The organism is Roseateles sp. P5_E11 (assembly GCF_054049355.1).
In genome coordinates this window covers 1-18,595 of record NZ_JBFUMO010000060.1, presented here as the reverse complement: position 1 = coordinate 18,595, position 18,595 = coordinate 1, and the positions used below count along the sequence as shown (strand labels likewise).

General features: G+C 69.1%; 17 protein-coding genes. 12 read left to right on the top strand and 5 right to left on the bottom strand.

Annotated elements, in window-relative coordinates; genetic code table 11:
• Positions 1–96 precede the first annotated feature (96 nt).
• From ACXJKR_RS07270 to ACXJKR_RS07245, 6 genes are all read left to right on the top strand, one after another.
• A complete protein-coding gene (locus ACXJKR_RS07270) occupies positions 97–927 on the top strand; it encodes a hypothetical protein (RefSeq protein ID WP_457321965.1) in 831 nt (276 codons plus the stop codon).
• Positions 928–1,053: 126 nt separating this feature from the next.
• A complete protein-coding gene (locus ACXJKR_RS07265) occupies positions 1,054–1,635 on the top strand; it encodes a L,D-transpeptidase (RefSeq protein ID WP_457321963.1) in 582 nt (193 codons plus the stop codon).
• Between the two features lie 146 nt (positions 1,636–1,781).
• Positions 1,782–3,356, top strand: a complete 1,575-nt coding sequence (locus ACXJKR_RS07260; RefSeq protein WP_457321961.1) for a peptide MFS transporter — start codon at positions 1,782–1,784, stop codon at positions 3,354–3,356.
• A gap of 284 nt (positions 3,357–3,640) precedes the next feature.
• Entirely contained in the window at positions 3,641–4,870 is a 1,230-nt protein-coding gene (locus ACXJKR_RS07255) for an efflux RND transporter periplasmic adaptor subunit (RefSeq protein ID WP_457321959.1), read from the top strand.
• An 18-nt stretch (positions 4,871–4,888) separates the two neighbouring features.
• The gene (locus ACXJKR_RS07250) at positions 4,889–8,176 is read left to right on the top strand and encodes an efflux RND transporter permease subunit (RefSeq protein ID WP_457321957.1); all 3,288 of its coding nucleotides are present in this window, start codon (positions 4,889–4,891) and stop codon (positions 8,174–8,176) included.
• Position 8,177: 1 nt separating this feature from the next.
• Positions 8,178–9,590, top strand: a complete 1,413-nt coding sequence (locus ACXJKR_RS07245) for an efflux transporter outer membrane subunit (protein WP_457321956.1) — start codon at positions 8,178–8,180, stop codon at positions 9,588–9,590.
• A gap of 31 nt (positions 9,591–9,621) precedes the next feature.
• Here ACXJKR_RS07245 and ACXJKR_RS07240 read toward each other — a convergent pair whose 3' ends face one another.
• The 5 genes from ACXJKR_RS07240 to ACXJKR_RS07220 form a co-directional block, all read right to left on the bottom strand.
• On the bottom strand, positions 9,622–10,086 hold the full coding sequence (locus ACXJKR_RS07240) for a DUF3592 domain-containing protein (protein ID WP_457321954.1): 465 nt from the start codon (positions 10,084–10,086) through the stop codon (positions 9,622–9,624).
• 131 nt (positions 10,087–10,217) lie between these two features.
• The gene (locus tag ACXJKR_RS07235) at positions 10,218–10,841 is read right to left on the bottom strand and encodes a PqiC family protein (RefSeq protein ID WP_056191514.1); all 624 of its coding nucleotides are present in this window, start codon (positions 10,839–10,841) and stop codon (positions 10,218–10,220) included.
• On the bottom strand, positions 10,838–11,878 hold the full coding sequence (locus tag ACXJKR_RS07230) for an MlaD family protein (protein ID WP_457321951.1): 1,041 nt from the start codon (positions 11,876–11,878) through the stop codon (positions 10,838–10,840). Before ACXJKR_RS07230 ends, ACXJKR_RS07235 begins: the two co-directional genes overlap by 4 nt.
• Positions 11,875–12,651, bottom strand: a complete 777-nt coding sequence (locus ACXJKR_RS07225; protein ID WP_457321950.1) for an ABC transporter ATP-binding protein — start codon at positions 12,649–12,651, stop codon at positions 11,875–11,877. The genes ACXJKR_RS07230 and ACXJKR_RS07225 overlap by 4 nt, the downstream gene beginning before the upstream one ends.
• Entirely contained in the window at positions 12,651–13,787 is a 1,137-nt protein-coding gene (locus ACXJKR_RS07220) for an MlaE family ABC transporter permease (protein ID WP_457321948.1), read from the bottom strand. Before ACXJKR_RS07220 ends, ACXJKR_RS07225 begins: the two co-directional genes overlap by 1 nt.
• A gap of 185 nt (positions 13,788–13,972) precedes the next feature.
• On the opposite strand from ACXJKR_RS07220, the gene ACXJKR_RS07215 reads away from it, so the two are divergent.
• The 6 genes from ACXJKR_RS07215 to ACXJKR_RS07190 all read left to right on the top strand — a co-directional run.
• Positions 13,973–14,185: a hypothetical protein gene (locus ACXJKR_RS07215; protein ID WP_457321946.1), complete on the top strand. Its 213-nt coding sequence runs from the start codon at positions 13,973–13,975 to the stop codon at positions 14,183–14,185.
• A complete protein-coding gene (locus ACXJKR_RS07210; protein ID WP_056191525.1) occupies positions 14,182–14,436 on the top strand; it encodes a hypothetical protein in 255 nt (84 codons plus the stop codon). Before ACXJKR_RS07215 ends, ACXJKR_RS07210 begins: the two co-directional genes overlap by 4 nt.
• A 75-nt stretch (positions 14,437–14,511) precedes the next feature.
• Positions 14,512–15,579, top strand: a complete 1,068-nt coding sequence (locus ACXJKR_RS07205; RefSeq protein WP_457321944.1) for a sensor histidine kinase — start codon at positions 14,512–14,514, stop codon at positions 15,577–15,579.
• Positions 15,567–16,259: a LytR/AlgR family response regulator transcription factor gene (locus ACXJKR_RS07200; RefSeq protein ID WP_457321942.1), complete on the top strand. Its 693-nt coding sequence runs from the start codon at positions 15,567–15,569 to the stop codon at positions 16,257–16,259. Before ACXJKR_RS07205 ends, ACXJKR_RS07200 begins: the two co-directional genes overlap by 13 nt.
• A 111-nt stretch (positions 16,260–16,370) precedes the next feature.
• Entirely contained in the window at positions 16,371–17,867 is a 1,497-nt protein-coding gene (locus tag ACXJKR_RS07195; RefSeq protein WP_457321940.1) for a hypothetical protein, read from the top strand.
• Between the two features lie 86 nt (positions 17,868–17,953).
• Positions 17,954–18,595 (top strand): acyltransferase family protein (locus ACXJKR_RS07190; RefSeq protein ID WP_457321938.1); only part of this gene is annotated, 642 nt, incomplete at its 3' end.

Genomic DNA, 18,595 nt, shown 5'->3' with positions numbered 1-18,595 from the left:
CACGCCGAGCCCGTCGTACGACCAGCCGGCTGCGCCCGCCCCCCGCGCCGACCGTCACTGATCGTCGTCGGCTGAGCGCTGCCTCCGTCACAAACCATGCGTTTCGGAGAACGCGCTGATCTCGCCGCCGCAGCCCGGCGGCGTGACATCCTCATCGGCCTCGGCCAGGGTGGCGTCATCGCTGCCCTGGCACTGGCCGTTTTCTTCACCTTCTTTAGCGGCAGCTTCAAGCGCAAGCCCGCCGTGGCGTCCGCCCATCGCCCGGTGGCTGTCGCCAAGGCGCCCGCCCCAACCCAGCCGCCCGCGGTCATCGACCGCCAGCTTGACTTCGGCAAGGTCCGTGCGCCGCTGGACGTGACCCGCGTGGCCGCCTGGGCCGTGCGCGAGGCCGACAACGGCAGCAGCGCCTTCGCCATCATCGACAAGCGCCGCGCCCAGGTGTATGTCTTCAGCCCCGGCGGCCGCCTGCTCGGCACCAGCCCAGTGCTGCTCGGCTATGCCTCCGGCGACCTCACGGTGGCTGGCATCGGCAGCAAGAGCATCGAGCAGATCAAGCCGCAGGAGCGCACGACGCCGGCCGGCCGCTTCGTGTCGGCCCCTGGCCGCAACGCCGACGGCAAGGAGGTCGTCTGGGTGGACTACGACGCCGCCGTGTCCATGCACCGCGTGATCAACTCCAACCCCAAGGAGCGCCGCCTGGAGCGCCTGGCCACCAAGACGGCGGCCGACAACCGCATCAGCTGGGGCTGCATCAACGTTCCCGTCGATTTCTTCGAGCGCACCGTCCTGCCCAACCTGGGCCAGAGCCGTGCCGTTGTCTACGTGCTGCCGGAAAAGAAATCCCTGATGGCCTTCTTCCCAGGCGCTGCACCGCCCCAGRTGCTGGCCCAGGCCGGGTCAAGACGAGGTAACAACGCCAAACCGTGAAGTCCTTGTCTGTTGGTTACAAGACTGCTTTCCTAGACTGCCCGCCAAGGCAGGCGCGATGGTTGCGCCGCCCGGTACAAGGGGCGTCGAGTGGGCAGCAGTTGGGCAGATCAGGCCAGGGCGGTCATGTGTGGCATCGCCACGGTGTGGAGCCTTTTTGCGACGGCTTCGGCTGGTGCGCAGGTCATCTCAAGGCCGGTGGCCAGTGACGCCCGGGACGGCCGCCCTTTTGCCATCGTTGACAAGCGCCAGGCGACGCTGTCGATCTATGCCGCGGACGGTAGTCTCGTCGGCCGCGCCCCCGTGTTGCTGGGCCTGACGCCCGGTGACCAGGAGCCGCAGAGCTCGCGCGGCAAGCAGCCGGCGGCGCTCAAGGTCAACGAACGCGTGACACCGGCCGGCCGCTTTGAAGCCCAGCCGGGCGTCAACCTGAACGGCGAGCGCATTGTCTGGTTCGACTACGAAGCCAACCTTGCCATCCACCGGCTGCGTCCCGCGCCGGCCAGCCAGCGCCGCCCAGAGCGCCTGGCCTCGGCCAGGCTGGAAGACCGTCGCATCACGCTGGGCTGCGTCGTCGTCGAACCGGCCTTCTTCGACGAGGTCGTGCTGCCCACACTGGGCGCTGGCAAGAGCCTGGTCTACATCCTGCCGGAGCGTGAGCCCGTTCTCGCCGCCGCCGCGGGCGCACCGCACGCCGCTGCGCCCTGAGTTCCTCGGCATACCGCGGGCTTGAACCGACCCAGGGCAATCCCTGGGCCGCCCGTCCGCGGAAAACGCCCTGCTGGCGGGACAATTCCAGGCTTCCGCACGGGCTACCCGCCCGCCTCCTCGCGGTTTCACCTGGAACGACTGACGTGACTACCACCACCCCCGTGGCCAACCCGGCCACGGCCGGCCGAGCGGCGCCTACCCCGGCGACCATCCTCGGCCAGCCCAATCAGCTCTTCGTGCTGTTCTTTACCGAGATGTGGGAGCGCTTCTCCTACTACGGCATGCGCGGCCTGCTGGTGCTCTTCCTCGTGACCGAGGTCGCCAAGGGCGGCTGGGGCTGGAGCCGTGCCGAGGCAACGTCGCTGTATGGCTGGTACACGGGCATGGCCTATCTGCTGCCGGTGCTGGGCGGCTACCTGGCGGACCGCTACCTCGGCACGCGCCGCGCCGTCTTGTTCGGCGGCTTCGTCATCGCGGCCGGCCACATCTCGATGTTCCTGAACACGGTGCCGAGCTTCTACATCGGCCTCGGCCTCGTCGTGCTGGGCACGGGCCTGTTCAAGCCCAATGTGTCGGCCATCGTCGGCCAGCTCTACGGCCCCAAGGAAGACAACGCCCGCGACGGCGGCTACACGCTGTTCTACATGGGCGTGAATGCCGGCGCCTTCTTCGGCATCCTGCTGTGCGGCTACATCGGCGAGAAGGTGTCCTGGCACCTGGGCTTCGGCCTCGCGGGCCTGTTCATGATCCTGGGTGCGCTGCAGTTCTATTTCAGCCAGCACATCTTCGGCGACATCGGCGCGCCCCCGAAGGTCGAGGATCGCGCCAAGGCCGCTGCTGCGGCTGCGGCTGACGAAGCGCCGGCCCATGTCGTGGCCGACCGGCTGAAAGCCATCTTCGTCTTCTCCTTCTTCACGATCTTCTTCTGGTTCGCCTTCGAGCAGGCCGGCGGGTCCATGACCATCTTTGCGGCCGACTACACCGACCGTGCGCTGGTGGGCACCAGCGGCTTCATCTTCAAGGTCGTCAACTCGCTGATGACGGTGCTGCCGGCCGTGATCCTGACCTGGCTGCTGTGGAAGCTCAACCGCAGCACCGGCAGCCGCTACCTGCTGGCCAACGGCATGCTGGGCCTGGCCTTCGCCGTCATCTGGGGCCTGGTGATCTGGATGCTGGCGCGCGAGTTCGCGCTGGAGCAGTCCGAGGTGCCGGCCAGCTGGTTCGGCGTGCTGAACTCCTTCTTCCTCGTCATCCTGGCACCGATGTTCTCCAAGATGTGGGAGAGGCATTGGAACCCGGCCGGTCCGGTCAAGTTCGGCGTCGGCCTCGTGCTGCTCGGCCTGGGTTTTGCGGCCCTGTCCTATGGCTCGGCCGGCATCCCTCAGGGTGCCAAGACGGCCCAGGTCAGCATGCTCTATCTGAGCCTGGCCTATCTGCTGCACACCATGGGCGAGCTCTGCCTGTCGCCCGTGGGCCTGTCCTATATCTCCAAGCTGGCGCCCGCACGCCTGCTGGGGCTGATGTTCGGCGTCTGGTTCCTGAACACGGCCATCGCCAACAAGCTGGCCGGCGTGACGGGCTCCTACATCGATGACATCTCCAACCACTACTCGATGTCTATCTTCTTCCTGATCTTCACGGCCATCCCCATCGGCGCTGGCGTCATCCTGATGCTGCTGACGCCCTGGATGAAGAAGAAGATGCACGGCGTCCACTAATAAATCATCTGCACGGGGTCATGAAACCCGTGCGTTACGTCAGAAAGCCGCCGGGTCCGCGCGCCCGGCGGCTTTTGACGGCTGTTTGCGCGCGAACCGCTGGGGCGCAAGGGCTCGGAGCCTGCCGACGGCTGGCCGCCACGGAGCCAGCGCGCAAACAACCTGCTGTTCACAGTTCCGCACTGTTGACAAGGAATGTCAGCAGCCTGAATGGGCTTTAGGTTTTGGGGTAACGGCGTCGGGTCGATGTGCTTACAGTCGCCCGCTTGCATTCGGAGCCCCCCATGTCMAAGAAGAATCTGGCGCTGACCCTGTCTCCCGTCCTCATCGCCCTGCTCGCCGCCTGTGGTCAGAAGCAGGAGGGCGGCGGCGGCCCGGGGGCTCATGGCGGCCCGCCGCCCGTGTCGGTGGCACCTGCCACCCAGCGCGAAGTGCAGGAGTTCGACGAGTTCACCGCCCGCCTGGAAGCGCCGGATACCGTCGACGTGCGCTCCCGCGTCGCTGGCACCGTCGACGCGGTGCGCTTCAAGGAAGGCCAGCTCGTCAAGAAGGGCGACCCGCTGTTCACCATCGACGCCCGCGCCTTCAAGGCCGACGTGGCGCGGGTGGAGGCGCAGATCGCTGCAGCCCGGACCCAGGCCGAGCTCGCCAAGACCGATCTGGCCCGCTCCGAGAAGCTGATCAGCATCAACGCCGTCAGCCAGCAGGAGATCGACCAGCTGCGCTCGGCGTTGCGCTCGGCCGAGGCCAACCAGAAGGCGGCCGAGGCGGCCCTGGTGCAGTCCAAGCTCAATGTCGAGTACGCCAGCGTGACGGCGCCGGTCAGCGGCCGCACCTCGCGCGCCAACGTGACGCCGGGCAACCTCGTCGGCGTGGGCGACCCGGTGCTGACGACCGTCGTCTCCAGCGACAAGGTCTACGCCTACTTCGACGCCAGCGAGGCAACCTACCTGAAGTACATGCGCGCCGCCCGCGACGGCAGCCGCACCTCATCGCGCGACGTCGCCAACCCGGTGCAGATGGGCCTGTCCAACGAGCAGGGCTATCCGCACGCCGGCAAGATGGACTTCGTCGACAACCGCCTGAACCCGGCCACCGCCTCCATCCGCGGCCGCGCGGTGTTCGACAACAAGCAGGGCCTGTTCACGCCGGGCCTGTTCGCCCGCATCAAGCTGGTCGGCAGCGGCAACTACAACGCCGTCGTCGTGCCCGACCGCGCGATCACGACCGACCAGACGCGCAAGATCGTCCTCATCGTCGGCCCCAACAACATCGTGCAACCCCGCCCCGTCACGCCGGGCGCGCTGATCGACGGCATGCGCGTCGTCGATGGCGTCAAGGCCGGCGAGATGGTCATCGTCGACGGCCTGCTGCGTGCCTTCCCCGGCGCGCCGGTCACGCCGCAGGTGCTGAAGGTCGACGACAAGGGCATGCCCATCCCCGCCGCGCCGCCGGGCGCACCGGGCGCTGCCCCGGCTCCCGCCTCCGCTCCGGCCTCCGCCGCCTCGAAGTAAACAAAGGCGGCCCCTGCCATGGACATCTCACGCTTCTTCATCGACCGGCCGCGTTTCGCGACCGTCCTGTCCCTCTTCATCTTCCTGATCGGCGCGCTGGCCATCCCGCTACTGCCGATCTCCGAGTACCCCGAGGTCGCGCCGCCCCAGGTTGTCGTGCGTGCCCAGTACCCCGGCGCCAACCCGCGCGTCATCGCCGAGACGGTGGCCACGCCGCTCGAGGAGCAGATCAACGGCCTCGAGAACGTTCTCTACTTCGACAGCCAGGCCACCGGCGACGGCGGCATGACGCTGACTGTCACCTTCAAGATCGGCACCCACCCGGAAGCCGCCGAGACCGCGGTGCAGAACCGCATCAACCGCGCCCTGCCGCGCCTGCCCGACATCGTGCGCCAGATCGGCGTTACGACCGAGAAGGCCGCGTCCAACCTGACCATGGTGGTCCACCTGGTCAGCCCGGACAACTCGCGCGACGCCCTCTACCTGCGCAACTACGGCACGCTCAATGTGCGCGACGACCTGTTGCGCGTGCCCGGCATGGGCTCGGTGCTGAGCTTCGGCGCCGGCGACTACGCCATGCGCATCTGGCTGGACCCGCAAAAGCTCGCCGCCCGCAACATGACGGCCAGTGATGTCGTCGGCGCCATCCGCGAGCAGAACACACAGGTGGCGGCCGGTGTGGTCGGCGCCTCGCCGTCGCCCAAGGGCACGGACTTCCAGCTCGCCATCAACGCGCAGGGCCGCCTCGTCAGCGAGGAAGAGTTCGGCGACGTCGTCGTGCGCAGCGAGCCCAAGACCGGTGCCCTGGTGCGCGTGAAGGACGTCGGCCGCGTCGAGATCAGCGCCAACACCTATGCGCTGCGCAGCCTGCTGAACAACAAGGAAGCCGCGGCCATCGCCATCTTCCAGGCGCCTGGCTCCAACGCGCTGGCCATCTCGGACAACGTGCGCAAGACCATGGAGAGGCTCAAGCCCAGCTTCCCCAAGGGCGTGGACTACGCCATCGTCTATGACCCGACACGCTTCGTGCAGACCTCCATCGAGAAGGTCGTGCACACGCTGTTCGAGGCCGTCGGCCTGGTGGTGCTGGTCGTCATCATCTTCCTGCAGACCTGGCGCGCTTCCATCATTCCGCTGGTAGCCGTGCCGGTGTCCATCATCGGCACCTTCGCCGTGCTGCTGCTGCTCGGGTTCTCCATCAACACGCTGACGCTGTTCGGCCTCGTGCTGGCCATCGGTATCGTCGTGGACGACGCCATCGTCGTGGTCGAGAACGTCGAGCGCAACATCCAGGATGGTCTGACGCCGCATGCGGCCACCGTCAAGGCCATGCAGGAGGTCTCGGGCCCCATCATCGCCATCGCCCTGGTGCTGTGCGCGGTGTTCATCCCGCTGACGCTCGTGCCGGGCCTGTCGGGCCAGTTCTACAAGCAGTTCGCCGTCACCATCGCCATCTCGACGGTGATCTCGGCCTTCAACTCGCTGACGTTGTCGCCGGCGCTGGCCGCCATCCTGCTGCGCCCGCATGACGCGCCCAAGGACGCGCTGATGCGCGGCATGGACAAGGTGTTCGGCCGCTTCTTCAACTGGTTCAACCGCTTCTTCCACCGCCGCTCGGAGGACTACGGCCGCGGCGTCACCGGCATCCTGAAGCGCAAGTCGCTCGCGCTGGTCGTCTATGCGCTGCTGCTCGGCGCCACGGCCCTGCTGCTGGCACGCATCCCCAGCGGCTTCGTGCCCGCGCCCGACAAGCAGTACCTGATCGGCATTGCCCAACTGCCGGCCGGCGCCAGCCTGGACCGCACCGAGGAAGTCATCCGCCGCATGAGCGAGATCGCGCTGAAGGTGCCCGGCATCAAGGACTCGGTGGCCTTCCCCGGCCTGTCCAGCGCCGGTTTCTCGGCCGCGCCCAACGAGGGCATCGTCTTCTTCGGCCTGGAGAGCTTTGACGAGCGCACCTCGCGCGAGAAGAGCAAGGAGGCCATCCTCGGCCAGGTCAACGGTGCCATCCAGCAGATCCAGGGCGCGCGCATGTTCGTCGTGCCGCCGCCGCCGGTCGACGGGCTGGGCATTGCCGGCGGCTTCAAGGTGCAGGTGCAGGACCGCAGCAGCCAGGGCGAACAGGCCCTGTATGGCGCCGTCTGGGGCACGCTGGGCCAGATCTACGGCAACCAGAACACCTCCATCGGCCAGCCGTATTCCAACTACGACATCAACGTGCCGCAGCTGTTCGCCAACGTCGACCGCGTCAAGGCCAAGCAGATGGGCGTGCCGCTCGCGTCCATCTACGACACGCTGCAGATCAACCTCGGCTCGCTGTACGTCAACGACTTCACCAAGTTCGGCAAGACCTACCAGGTCATCGTGCAGGCCGACGCGCCCTTCCGCGCCAAGGCCGAGGACGTCGTCCAGCTCAAGACCCGCAACGGTGTCGGCGACATGGTGCCGCTGGGTTCGCTGATGAGCGTCGAGCCGACCTTCGGCCCGACGCGCGTGACGCGCTACAACGGCTTCCCGTCGGCCGACGTCAACGGGGCGCCCAAGCCGGGCTTCTCCAGCGGCCAGGCCGAAGGCGAGATCGAGACCCTGCTGAAGAACCTGCCGCGCGGCTTCGGCTATGAGTTCACCGAGCTCAGCTACCAGGACCGCCTGACCCGCAGCGTCAACGTGCCGGTGCTCAACGTGCAGATCCCGACGCTCGCCGCGGTGCTGCTGTTCTCGGTGCTGCTCGTCATCCTGGTGCTGGCTGCCCAGTACGAGAGCTGGAGCCTGCCGCTGGCCATCATCCTGATCGTGCCGATGTGCATCCTGTCGGCGCTGTTCGGCGTGTGGCTGTCGCACTTTCCGCCGTTCGGGCAGGCCGGTGACCTGAACATCTTCACGCAAGTGGCGCTCGTCGTGCTGGTCGGCCTGGCGTGCAAGAACGCCATCCTGATCGTCGAGTTCGCCAAGGAGCTGGAGGAGCAGGGCAAGACCATCCGCGAGGCCGTCATCGAGGCCTGCCGGCTGCGGCTGCGCCCCATCCTGATGACGTCCATTGCGTTTTGCGCCGGCGTCATCCCGCTGATCCTGGGCAGCGGTGCGGGCAGCGAGATGCGCCGTGCCATGGGCATTGCCGTGTTCGCCGGCATGCTGGGCGTGACGCTGTTCGGCATCTTCCTGACGCCGGTCTTCTACAGCCTGCTGCGCGCCAGCACCCAGAAGCGTCGCGCCCGCGCCGCCACGGTGCGTGCCCAGATCGACGCTTCCGCGCATGCCTTCCATCCCGGCATCGACGATGCTGCACCCAAGAAGGAGGGCCACTGAAATGCTCGCCCGCCTGACCCCTCTCGCCGCCGCTTCCGCCGCCGTCCTGCTGGCCGGATGCGCCGCGCCCGGCCTCTCCTCCGGACCGCAGAACCTGGCGCCCGCGAGCTTCGCTCAGTTGCCTGCCATCGAGGCCGGGGCCAATCCTGGCGCCGCGACCATGACCGCCGCCTTCGTCGACAGCGCCCAGCTGCAGCGCGTCGTCGACGAGGTGCTGGCCAACAACCGGGACCTGCGTGCCGCCGCCGCGCGGCTGAAGCAGGCCGAAGCCTTTGCGACGGCCGCCGGTGCCCAGCGCTTCCCGACCGTGGGCCTGGGTGCCAGCGCCAGCCGCCAGCGCGCGCCCAACGAGCAGGGCGTGTTCAACAACTTCACCAGTTACGGCGTCAATGCGACGGCGGGCTGGGAGGTGGACCTGTGGGGCCGCGCCGCATCCAACGCCCGGGCCGCCAGCTATGACGCCGAAGGCGCAGCGCTCGATCGTGACGCCGCCCAGCTCAGCCTGGCCGGTACGGCGCTGAACCTGCAGACCCAGCTCATCGGCCTCGGCCACCGCCTGAATCTGGCCAAGGAGACCCTGGTCGTGCAGAACCAGCTGCTCGATCTGGTGAAGGCCCGCGTCGGCGCCGGCCGCGGCACCGCGCTGGACCAGGCCCGCGCTGAAGCCTTGGTGGCGCAGACCTCGGCCAGCGTCCCGGCGCTGCGCAACGCGGCCTGCCTCACGCGGCTGCAGCTCGACGTGCTGCGCGGCCAGCCGCCAGCCGACTGCGACAAGGCCGACAGCGACCCCCTGCCTGCCATGCCCGAACCCCGCCTCATCAGCTTGGGGCAGCTGCCTGACCCCGCCGGCCTGTTGGCCCAACGCCCTGACGTGAAGGCCGCCGCCGTGCGCGCCCAGGCTGCCGCGTCACGCGCTCATGTCGCCTGGGCCGCTCGCTGGCCCAGCCTGGGCCTGACCGGCCAAATCGGCTGGAGCGCCGGCAGCGCTGGCGACCTGTTCAAGAGCGGTACGCAGATCCACAGCCTGGCCGCGGCGCTGAACTGGAATTTTCTCGACTTCGGCGCTCGCAAGGCGGAAGAGAGTGCGGCTCGCGCTGGCTATGAAGCTGCTGTCGCGGGTGCCGAGCAGGCCCAACTGACGGCCCTGCAGGACGCCCAGGGCAGCCTGTCGACGCTGCGCGAAACGGAGTTGCAAGCCACCGCCCAGGCCACCGCCGCCGACGCGACGCGGCGTGCCCGCGAGCTGGCCTTGAAGCGCTACGAGGCCGGCGTGACCGACTTCTACGCGCTGCTCAGCGTCGAGCAGGAGCGCCTGGCAGCGGCAGACGCGCTGATCCAGGTACAGACCCAGCGCGCCGCCGCCCTGTTGGGCGTGCACAAGGCGTTCGCGGCCCGCTTGACGGTGGCGCWGTGATCCGGGGCCGGCATCGCCGGCCCCACTTCCGTCAAGCCGCGACTGCCGCCGGCCCCGCCGAGTTCTTGCGCCAGCGCCACCACAACAGGCCCAGGCCGGCGAGGAACATGACTGCGCCGATCCAGCGGGTTTCGCTGGTGTTGTCCTGCATGTCGGCCAAGCGCACGACGCTGGGTTCATTGGGCAGGTAGCGCACCTTGACCATGGGGTCGGCCTTGCCGTCCTTCATGGCCTGGCCCTGTTGCTGGGGCAGGCCGATCTCGGCGTTGACCAGGTTGCCGGCCTCCGTCTTGAAGACGATGTGGCCGCGGAAACCGCTCTCCGAGCCGCTGCGCTTCTTGCGCCACTCGATGCTTTCCACGGTGGCGGTGGTCTCGCGGCCATTGGCCTGCAGGCGCTTGATGTCGCRCGAGTCGTTTGCGCCGCTGAACATCACATAAGGCCCACCGATCAGCAGCGCCAGCACGAAGACCCAGGACCTCAAACTTTCCAGCATCACTTACTCCCTCGGGCGCCCTCGGGCGGCCCGGGCGCGGTTCTTTTTTAAGCGAGGCAGCCGCCCCTGCGGCCGCCATTGTTTCCGCGCCAGCCGCGCGATCACCTCAGGGTCTCCCTGAAGTGACGGGTTCAGGAGGCCGCGACCATGCGTGCGGCCAGCTCCAGGATGCTGCGACGGTAAGCGTCGGCCAGTGCATCGGCGTTCGCCGCGCACGGGACGGTCAGCTCGGCGGCGCCGGCGGCAGGCAGGGCGGTATTGATCGGCGCGTGCAGCGGTGCCCAGCGCCAGCGCGCGCGCAGCGTCAGCTGCAGGCCACCGCCATCCTGGCGAGCCAGCCATTCATCGACCTGCACGACCAGGCGCAGCGACTCCGCGCCGTTGTCGGGCTGCGACTTGGCGCCCAACGTGACCGGGTAGGGCTGGCGCAGCCGCCCCAGGTCCTCGGCCAGCACGCGCGGCAGCGCGTCACGCAGCGGCTCGGCCCAGCGCGCCTCGGGCCAGGGCCTCAGGCCCGCGCTGCCCTCGGCAACCAGGATCTCGTCGCGGTCCAGCAGTTCGGGCAGCGCGATCTGCGGGCTCAGCACCCAGGCGCGGCCATCCTGGCCGGGTTTGGCACTGGCCGGCAGGGGCGGCGTGCTTGTCAGGCCATAGAGGCGGCGCGGCGGCGCGTCGCGCGTGGCGCATCCGGCCAGGGTGGCCGCGGCCAGCAGGCCCAGGACCAGGTCTCGGCGGTGCAGGGCGATCGGCTTCATCGTGCGGGCTCCGGTGCAGGCGTGGTGTCGGGCTTGCGGCCGCGCAGCAGCGCCTCGGGTTGCGCGTCCAGCGTGTTGGCGAGCTGTCGCAAGGCCCGCGCCGCTTGCGACAAGTCGCGCATCGTGCGCTCGGTCTGCTGCAGCAAGGGGCCATCGCTGCTCGCGGCCTCCTGCAGCGAGGCGCTGGCGCGGCTCAGCTCTGCGAGGGCCCGTTGCAGGTCCCGCATGACCGGGCCGTTCGGGTCGAGCACGGCACTGGCCTTGTCGGCGCCGACGCCCACCTTGTCAGCCGCGCCGGACACCTTGTCGCCAGCTCTATCCACGCTGGCCATGGCGCGTTCGGCGCCGCGCGTCAGCGGCGCGGCGCGCTGCTCCAGTTGGGCGGCCAGCTTGCGCGCGTGGCCCGCGGTGGCCGCGAAGTCCTTCAGGCCCTGCTTCAACTCGGGCGCTGCGATCAGCGAGCGAGCAGAATTTGCGATCTGGCTCAGGTCATCGAGGACCTTGCGCAGGTCCACGCTCTCGAGCTGGTTCTTCAGCGCCTGGAAGGCGGTCGCGACGGTCGGGATCTCCGTCATGTCGCCGCGAAAGCCCCCGCGCAGCGTGCCGCGCTGCTTGGTGCGGATGTCCAGGTCGATGTAGAGCTGGCCGGTCAGCAGGCTTTGCGTGCCGAGTTGGGCGCTCAGGCCGCGCTTGATGAGGGCAGGCAAGGCGTGGCCGATGTCGTCGCTGTCGTTGCGGCCGTTCAGGCCGCGCACGGCGTCGGCATCCAGCTGGGCAACGACGGGGATGGCGAAGCTGTCGGTTTCCCTGTCGTAGTGCACGCTGATGTCGGTCACGTCGCCAATGCGCACGCCACGGAATACCACCGGCGCGCCCTTCTGCAGCCCGAACACCGAGCCGGAGAAGAACATCACGACGCGTTGCGGCTGCTTGAACCAGTGCTGGCCCGGCAGCACGACGAGGGCCACGGCGAACAGGGCCAGCGCACCGACGACGAAGGCGCCGATGGCCAGGGGGCTGGCGCGGCGGCGCTTCACGCGGCTTCCTTCTGCGGTTCGTACTGGCCACGGGTCAGGAACTCGCGCACCGGCTCGGGCCCTTGATCTCGCAGCTCTGCCGGCGGTCCGAGCGCCGTGGCCGTGTGTGCTTCGACGTCGAGAAAGAGCACGCGGTCAGCCACGGCAAACAGGCTCTCCAGTTCGTGCGTGACGAGCACGATGGCCGAGCCGACATCGTTCTTCAGCTGCTTGATGAGGTCGTCCAGCCGCGCCGAGGTCAGCGGGTCCAGGCCGGCCGAGGGCTCGTCCAGGCACAGCAGCGGCGGGTCCAGCATCAGCGCGCGGGCGATGGCCGCGCGCTTTCGCATGCCACCCGACAGCGCGGCCGGTTCGGCGTCGAAGGTGGCGGGGTCGTTCAAACCCGCCAAGGCGAGCTTGAAGCGGGCCTGGCGTTCGCGCTCGGCCTCGTCCAGCTCGGTATACAGCTCCAGCGGCAGCATCATGTTTTCGCCGACGGTCATGCTGCTCCACAGCGCGCCGGCCTGGAAGGCCACGCCGATCTCGCGCCGCGGCGGATCGTCGCCGTGCACATCGCGTTCCTTGCCGCCGGCCGTCCACAGCACGCGGCCGGTCTGCGGCGTCTGCRGCCCGATCATGTGGCGCAGCAGTGTGCTCTTGCCGCAGCCGCTGGCGCCGACGATGGCGAGCACCTCACCCGCCTTGACCTCGAAGTTCAGGCCATGCTGCAACTCCTTGCCGCCGGCGTGCAGGCTGAGGTTCTCGACACGCATCAGGACCTCGCCCTTGTCCATCAGATGTCTAGCCTTTGGAAGATGACGGTCAGCGCCGAGGCAGCCACCACCATCCAGACGATGGCCTGCACGACCGCCGCCGTCGTCGCCTCGCCCACTGCCTGGGCGCTGCGACCGGCATTCAGCCCCTGGCGGCAGCCGGCCAGTGCCACCAGCACCGCATACACACTGCCCTTGAGCAGGCCGACGAAGAGGTCCCAGCCCTCCAGCGCCTCGCGCGTCGTCGCCAGGTAGGCCGCGGCCGGCACGTCGTAGAGCACGACGGCCACGCCGCAGCCCACGGCCAGGCCTGCGGCGCCAGCGCACAGCGTCAGCAGTGGGCCGGTCACCAGCAGGGCCAGCATGCGCGGCAGCACCAGGTGCTCGATCGGGTCCACGCCCAGCGTCGTCAGCGCGTCGATCTCCTCGCCGGCGCGCATGCTGCCGATCTGGGCCGCGAAGGCCGCACCCACGCGGCCGGCCAGCACGATGCCGACGACGAGGGCCGCGATCTCGCGCACGACGCCGACGGTGACGAGATTGGCGATGTAGCTCTGCGCGCCGAAKCGCTTCAGCTGCTCGGCGCCCATGTAGGCCACGATCAGCCCCACCAGCGAACTGACCAGCAGCACGATGGGCAGGCTGCGCGGGCCGGTCTGCTCGATCTGCCACAGCCAGTCGCTCATGCGCATAGCGCTCTTGCCCCGCGCCAGCCGGCCGACGGCGCCCAGCATGTCGCCGACGAAGACCAGGGTCTTGCGCCATTCGGGCTCCGCCTGAGGCTCGTCATCGGCGGCTGGTTTCTTCTTCTGCGCAACCTCGGTCTTGGGCAGGCTGAGCGACAGCAGCGGCTGCAGGCCGCGCGGCAGGCCAGCCAGGTCCAGTTGCACGCCGCCTCGCGCCAGCGGTGCCAGCAGCTGCCACAGCGCGCCGGCCAGTGGTGGCTGCCAGTGCGACAGCGCCGAGCTGTCAAAGCCCAGCCGCGTGCCCGCCGCCACCGGCAACTCGGCGGGCGGTTTGGGCAGTGCCACATCGGCGCCGTCGCCCGCCAGCACCAGGCGCCACTGCGGGCCTTCGCCTTCCCAATGCGCCTTGCCCTCGCCGGTGCTTGCGGTGTCGGCGGGCGGAGGCAGTGAGGCAGCAGGGGTGGAGGACATGACGACCCATGCTCTGCCGCGCCGTCTTGCCAGTGGCCCGGACGCCGACTGCGCGCTTTGTAGGACGGCGCGCCGCCGCGACCGCCCTGTCGGCCTGCGCCGACAGGGCGAAGGCGGCCTGGATGACCGCGACCGCTGCGCTCGTCGCCGAAAGTTGTTCAACTGATCTTCTTCCGGAGCCCGCGATGAAATCCACCTCCAAAAGCCCGACCCAGGGCGACGGTCTGCAGGGCRAAGGCAATTACGACGCCGCGCGCCGCCACCGCGAGTCCGCCGAGAAGTTCGTGAAAAGCGGCGGTGTGGAACCAGCCGCCCGCGAGGCCGCGCCGCGCAGCATCGAGGAGGCCCGCGAGATGCGCGACGCCGAGCAGGCTGGCAAGAGCCACGCCAGGCGATGAGCAAGACCATCAACCCCGACGCCGCTCGCCCCGAGGGCAAGCCGTCGCTGCCGCACGAGCGTGACCAGCAGAACTCGGCGACCAATGCCAAGCCCGACCCTCAGGTGGATCGTGCGGCGCGCGATCTGAAGCAGGGTCAGGTTGACACTGACCTGCGCGCTACGCCGGGGCTGGATGCCGATCGCCGCGGCGGCATGGTGAAGGGTGGCGAGCACGGCGCGGCCGACAGCAAACCACGGCCCAACCGCTGACGGTCCTGGGACGAATGGCGCCCTGGCCGGGGCGAAGCGCCGAGGCGCAGCCCCTGCCCGGGCTAACCTCGCGGCATGACCATCCTGCCGCGCCGCTGGCGCCTGCCTTATGTCGCCGTGCTGGCCATCATCGGCCTGCTGCTGAGCATCTCCGCGCTGCAGACCTACCGCCTTTCGGGCGGCACCCACCCCTGGGAGCCGTTCCTGTGGGAGTTCAGCTCGGTCAGCGTCATCGGCCTGCTGGCCCTGGGTGTGCATGCCTTGCTGGGCCAACTGCGGGGCCGGTCCTGGCAGCGCCAGCTGGCGGCGCATGCGGCCGCGATGCCCCTGTTCAGCCTGCTGCACATCGCCGGCATGTTCGGCCTGCGTTTTGCGGTCTACGGCCTCGCAGGCGTGGACTACCACCCAGACGATCTGGCCACGGTGCTTGTCTTTGAGGGTGGCAAGGACGCCGTCAGCTATCTCAGCTTCTGCCTGATCTCGCGCGGGGTCTGGATGGCCCAGGCGGCGGCCCTGCGCGCGCAGGAGCTGGACCGGGCTCGCCGCGAGCTCGCCGAGGTGAGGCTGGCCCGCCTGGCCGACCAGGTGCAGCCGCACTTCCTGTTCAATACGCTCAACCTCATCAGCTCGGTGATGTACGAGGACGTGCCGCGCGCCGACAAGCTGCTGTGCCAGCTCGCCGACCTGCTGCGCCAGACGCTGGCAGCCCAACAGCGCGCCGAGCACACGGTGGGCGAGGAGCTGGCGCTGGTGCAGCCCTTCCTCGCGCTGATGCAGGCCCGCTTCGGGCCGGAGCGGCTGGTCGTGCATATCGAGGCCGACGAGGCGGCGAGCGCCTGCCGGCTGCCTGCTCTGCTGTTGTTGGCGCCGGTGGAGAACGCCGTCAAGCATGACGTGGCGCGGCATCGCGGCCGCGTCACAGTCAGCGTCGTCGCGAAGCGCGTCGGCGAGCGGCTGCATCTGAAGGTCAGCAACCATGGCGACACCCCTGTGCCCGATTCGCCGCCCGACCCTGATGGCGGCCTGGGGCTGCGCAATCTGCGGGAGCGGCTGGAAGCCCGCTATGCCGATGCTGCCAGCGTCCATTTCGGGCCTGACGGTGGCGGCATGAGCTTGACGGTGGAGCTGCCATGCGCGCGCTGATCGTCGACGACGAGCCTGCCGCGCGCGCCAAGCTGCGCCGCTTGCTGGCGGCCGAGACGGACGTGGCCGAGCTGATGGAGGCGCCCGACGCGCCGTCGGCCCTGGCCCTCGTGCGTTCGCTCGCCACGCCGCCCGACCTGGCCCTGCTCGACATCGAGATGCCCGGCGGCAACGGCGTGCAGCTGGCCGCCGCGCTGCGCGAAGCCGGTGTGCGCTGCATCATCTTCTCGACGGCGCACGCCGAGCACGCGCTGCAGGCCTTCGAGCTGGCGGCGCTGGACTATCTGCTCAAGCCCTACACGGCCGAGCGACTGGCCGCGGCGCTGGCGCGCGTGCGCGAGTCGCTGGCGCGCCCCGCAGCGCCAGTGGGCGAGTGGTGGGTTGAAGGCGAGCGCATTGCGCTGGCCGAAGTGCAATGGATCTCGGCAGCCGACAACTACATCGAGCTGCACCTGCCCCCGCGCAGCCTGCTGGAGCGCGCCACGCTGGCCGATGCGCTGGGCCGCCCCGGCTGGGCCGCGCGCTTTGTGCGCGTGCACCGCAGCCACGCGGTGAATCCGGCCCACGTGCGGCGCATCGAGCGCCTGTCCAGTGGCGAGGCGGTGCTGACGTTGAGTTGCGGCGGAACGCTGCGGGTGTCACGCGGCTATCGCGGGGTTCTTGACGCGATCGCCGGCTGACGGTCGATACGTGTGCTAACGAAGCAAGCCGCTGACCGGGTTAGCATCGTCGCCCAATCAAAAGGCCACAGGCCGGGGGGCGCGATGGGCAGGCGTGTGTGGTGGGCGTTGATGGCCTCTTGCCTGGTGTTGGCCGCCTGCGGCGGCGGCGGTGGCGGGGGGTCGAGCACGCCGGGCGACACGACCACGCCGGTGACCCCGTCCAACGACATCGGCGCCCACATGTCGATGTCCAGCGTGACCGTGGAGCGCGACCTTTACCGGCGCAACCAGGTCGAGAAGGTCGAGCTCGCGCTGCTGGTGGACCGTCCGCCTGCCGAGGGCTACTACTACCGCGTGACCTACACAAAAAAGGCCCTGAACTTCATTGGCGAATCACCGCGCACCGACTCCGGGCTGGATCTGCAGGTCGGGCTGTCGTCTCCCGGCGTGCTCGGTTTGGGCAGCTATGACGACACGATCACCGTCGAGGTCTGCATCGACTCGAAATGCGCCTCGCCCGCGCGCGGCAGCCCCTTCGTCGTGCCGGTCAAGCTCAAGGTGGGCTACTTCGCCGAGCCCGAGGCCGGCCAACCGCCGCAGGTGCTGGCTGACGCCGTCACGCTGCCGCATGACGTCGTTGCCGCTGCCTACAGCGCGAGCCTGGATGCCGTCGTGTCGGTGTCCAAGGCGCCGGCCGCCGCGCTGAACCTGCGCTCGCTCGCCGATGGGCAGACGCGCAGCGTCGCGCTGGCCTCGGTGCCGACCTCGGTGGCGCTGTCGCCCGACGGCCGGCGCGCGGCAGTGGGGCATGACGGCGCCGTCTCACTCGTTGACCTCGTGCCGACCGCGCCGGGCGCGGCGATGGCGGTCAGCCGGTTTGCGGTCAGCATGCCGGTCGGCGCCGTCGTGCTGGACGGCCAGGGCCGCATCTACGCCTTCGGCTCGGCGCCGACCTGGGCCTACCTGCACTGGGTGGACACGGCCAGCGGCATCGACAAGACCGCCACGGCCAACATCTACAGCCCGGTGCGGCCGGTACTGCACGCCGCCGGTGACCGCATCTATTTCTCGACCCGGGACGTGTCGCCCAATGACATCTACAACGTCACGCTGGAAGCCACCGGCCCGCGCGATGCCGTCGATTCGCCCTATCACGGCGACCATGAAATCTGCAGCCAGGTGTGGACCTCGGCGACCACCTCGCGGCTGTACACCGCCTGCGGCAAGGTCTTCACGGCGTCCAGCGATCCGAGCCTGGACATGCGCTATGCCGGCTCCTTCGCGATGTCGGCGTCAACGTCCACGGCCAGCTTCGGCTATGCGGCGCTGTCCATCAGCGACAGCCTCGTGAGCAACCAGCTCGTGGTGCTGGAGCAGGACAAGTTCAATTGCGATCCTCGCCTGGACATGCTCTACGCCTGCTTCACACGGGTCGGCACCTTCAACGCGACCGACATGGCGTTGCAGGCACGTGCCTCGCTGGCGCCTGTCACCGTGGGCGCGGACCGCTTCGCGCAGGTTGGCCGCTATGTTTTCCATCGTGTCAACGGCAAGGCGGTGCTGCTGACCGAGCTGCGCGGCGCGCCCGACGCGGCGGCCAGCATCCGGCTCAGCAGCCTGCCCTGAGAGGCTGAGAGCCGTTGGCCCCTGGGGCGGCGCCACTCGCCCCAGCGCGCTGGCTCGCGCGCAGTGCCACCGCGAAGCTGGCGGCCATGAACACGAACCGCCTCCCCTTCCTTGACGGCCTGCGCGTTGCCGCCTTCGCGCTGCTGATCCCGTATCACGTGGGCATGTACTACGTGACCTGGGACTGGCATGTGAAGAGCCCCGCGGCCAGCAGCGCCCTGGAGCCCTTCATGCAGCTCAGCTCGCCGTGGCGACTGGGCCTGCTCTTCCTGATCGCCGGCGCGGCCTGCCAGGGGCTGTTCACCAAGCGCGGCGCCCTGGGCACGCTGAAGGACCGCTCGCTGCGCCTGCTGCTGCCGCTGCTCTTCGGCATGGCCGTCATCGTCACGCCGCAGGCCTATTTCGAGGTGCTGACCAAGGTGCCGGCACAGTTGCCCGGCGACGGCGGCTACCTCGACTTCTGGCAGGCCTACCTGAAGGGCGGCAAATACTGCCGCGGCCAGGACTGCATGGACGTGCCGACCTGGAACCACCTGTGGTTCCTGCCCTATCTGTGGCTGTACGCGGTGCTGGGGGCGCTGCTGGCCCGTTTCATCCGTCTGCGCGGCGAGCTGCGGCTGCCCACCTGGGCCTGGCTGCTGCTTCCGGCAGTGCCGCTGGCGCTGATGCGCATCTTCATCAAGCCGCGGTTCCCGATCGAGCACGACCTGGTGCATGACCTCTACAAC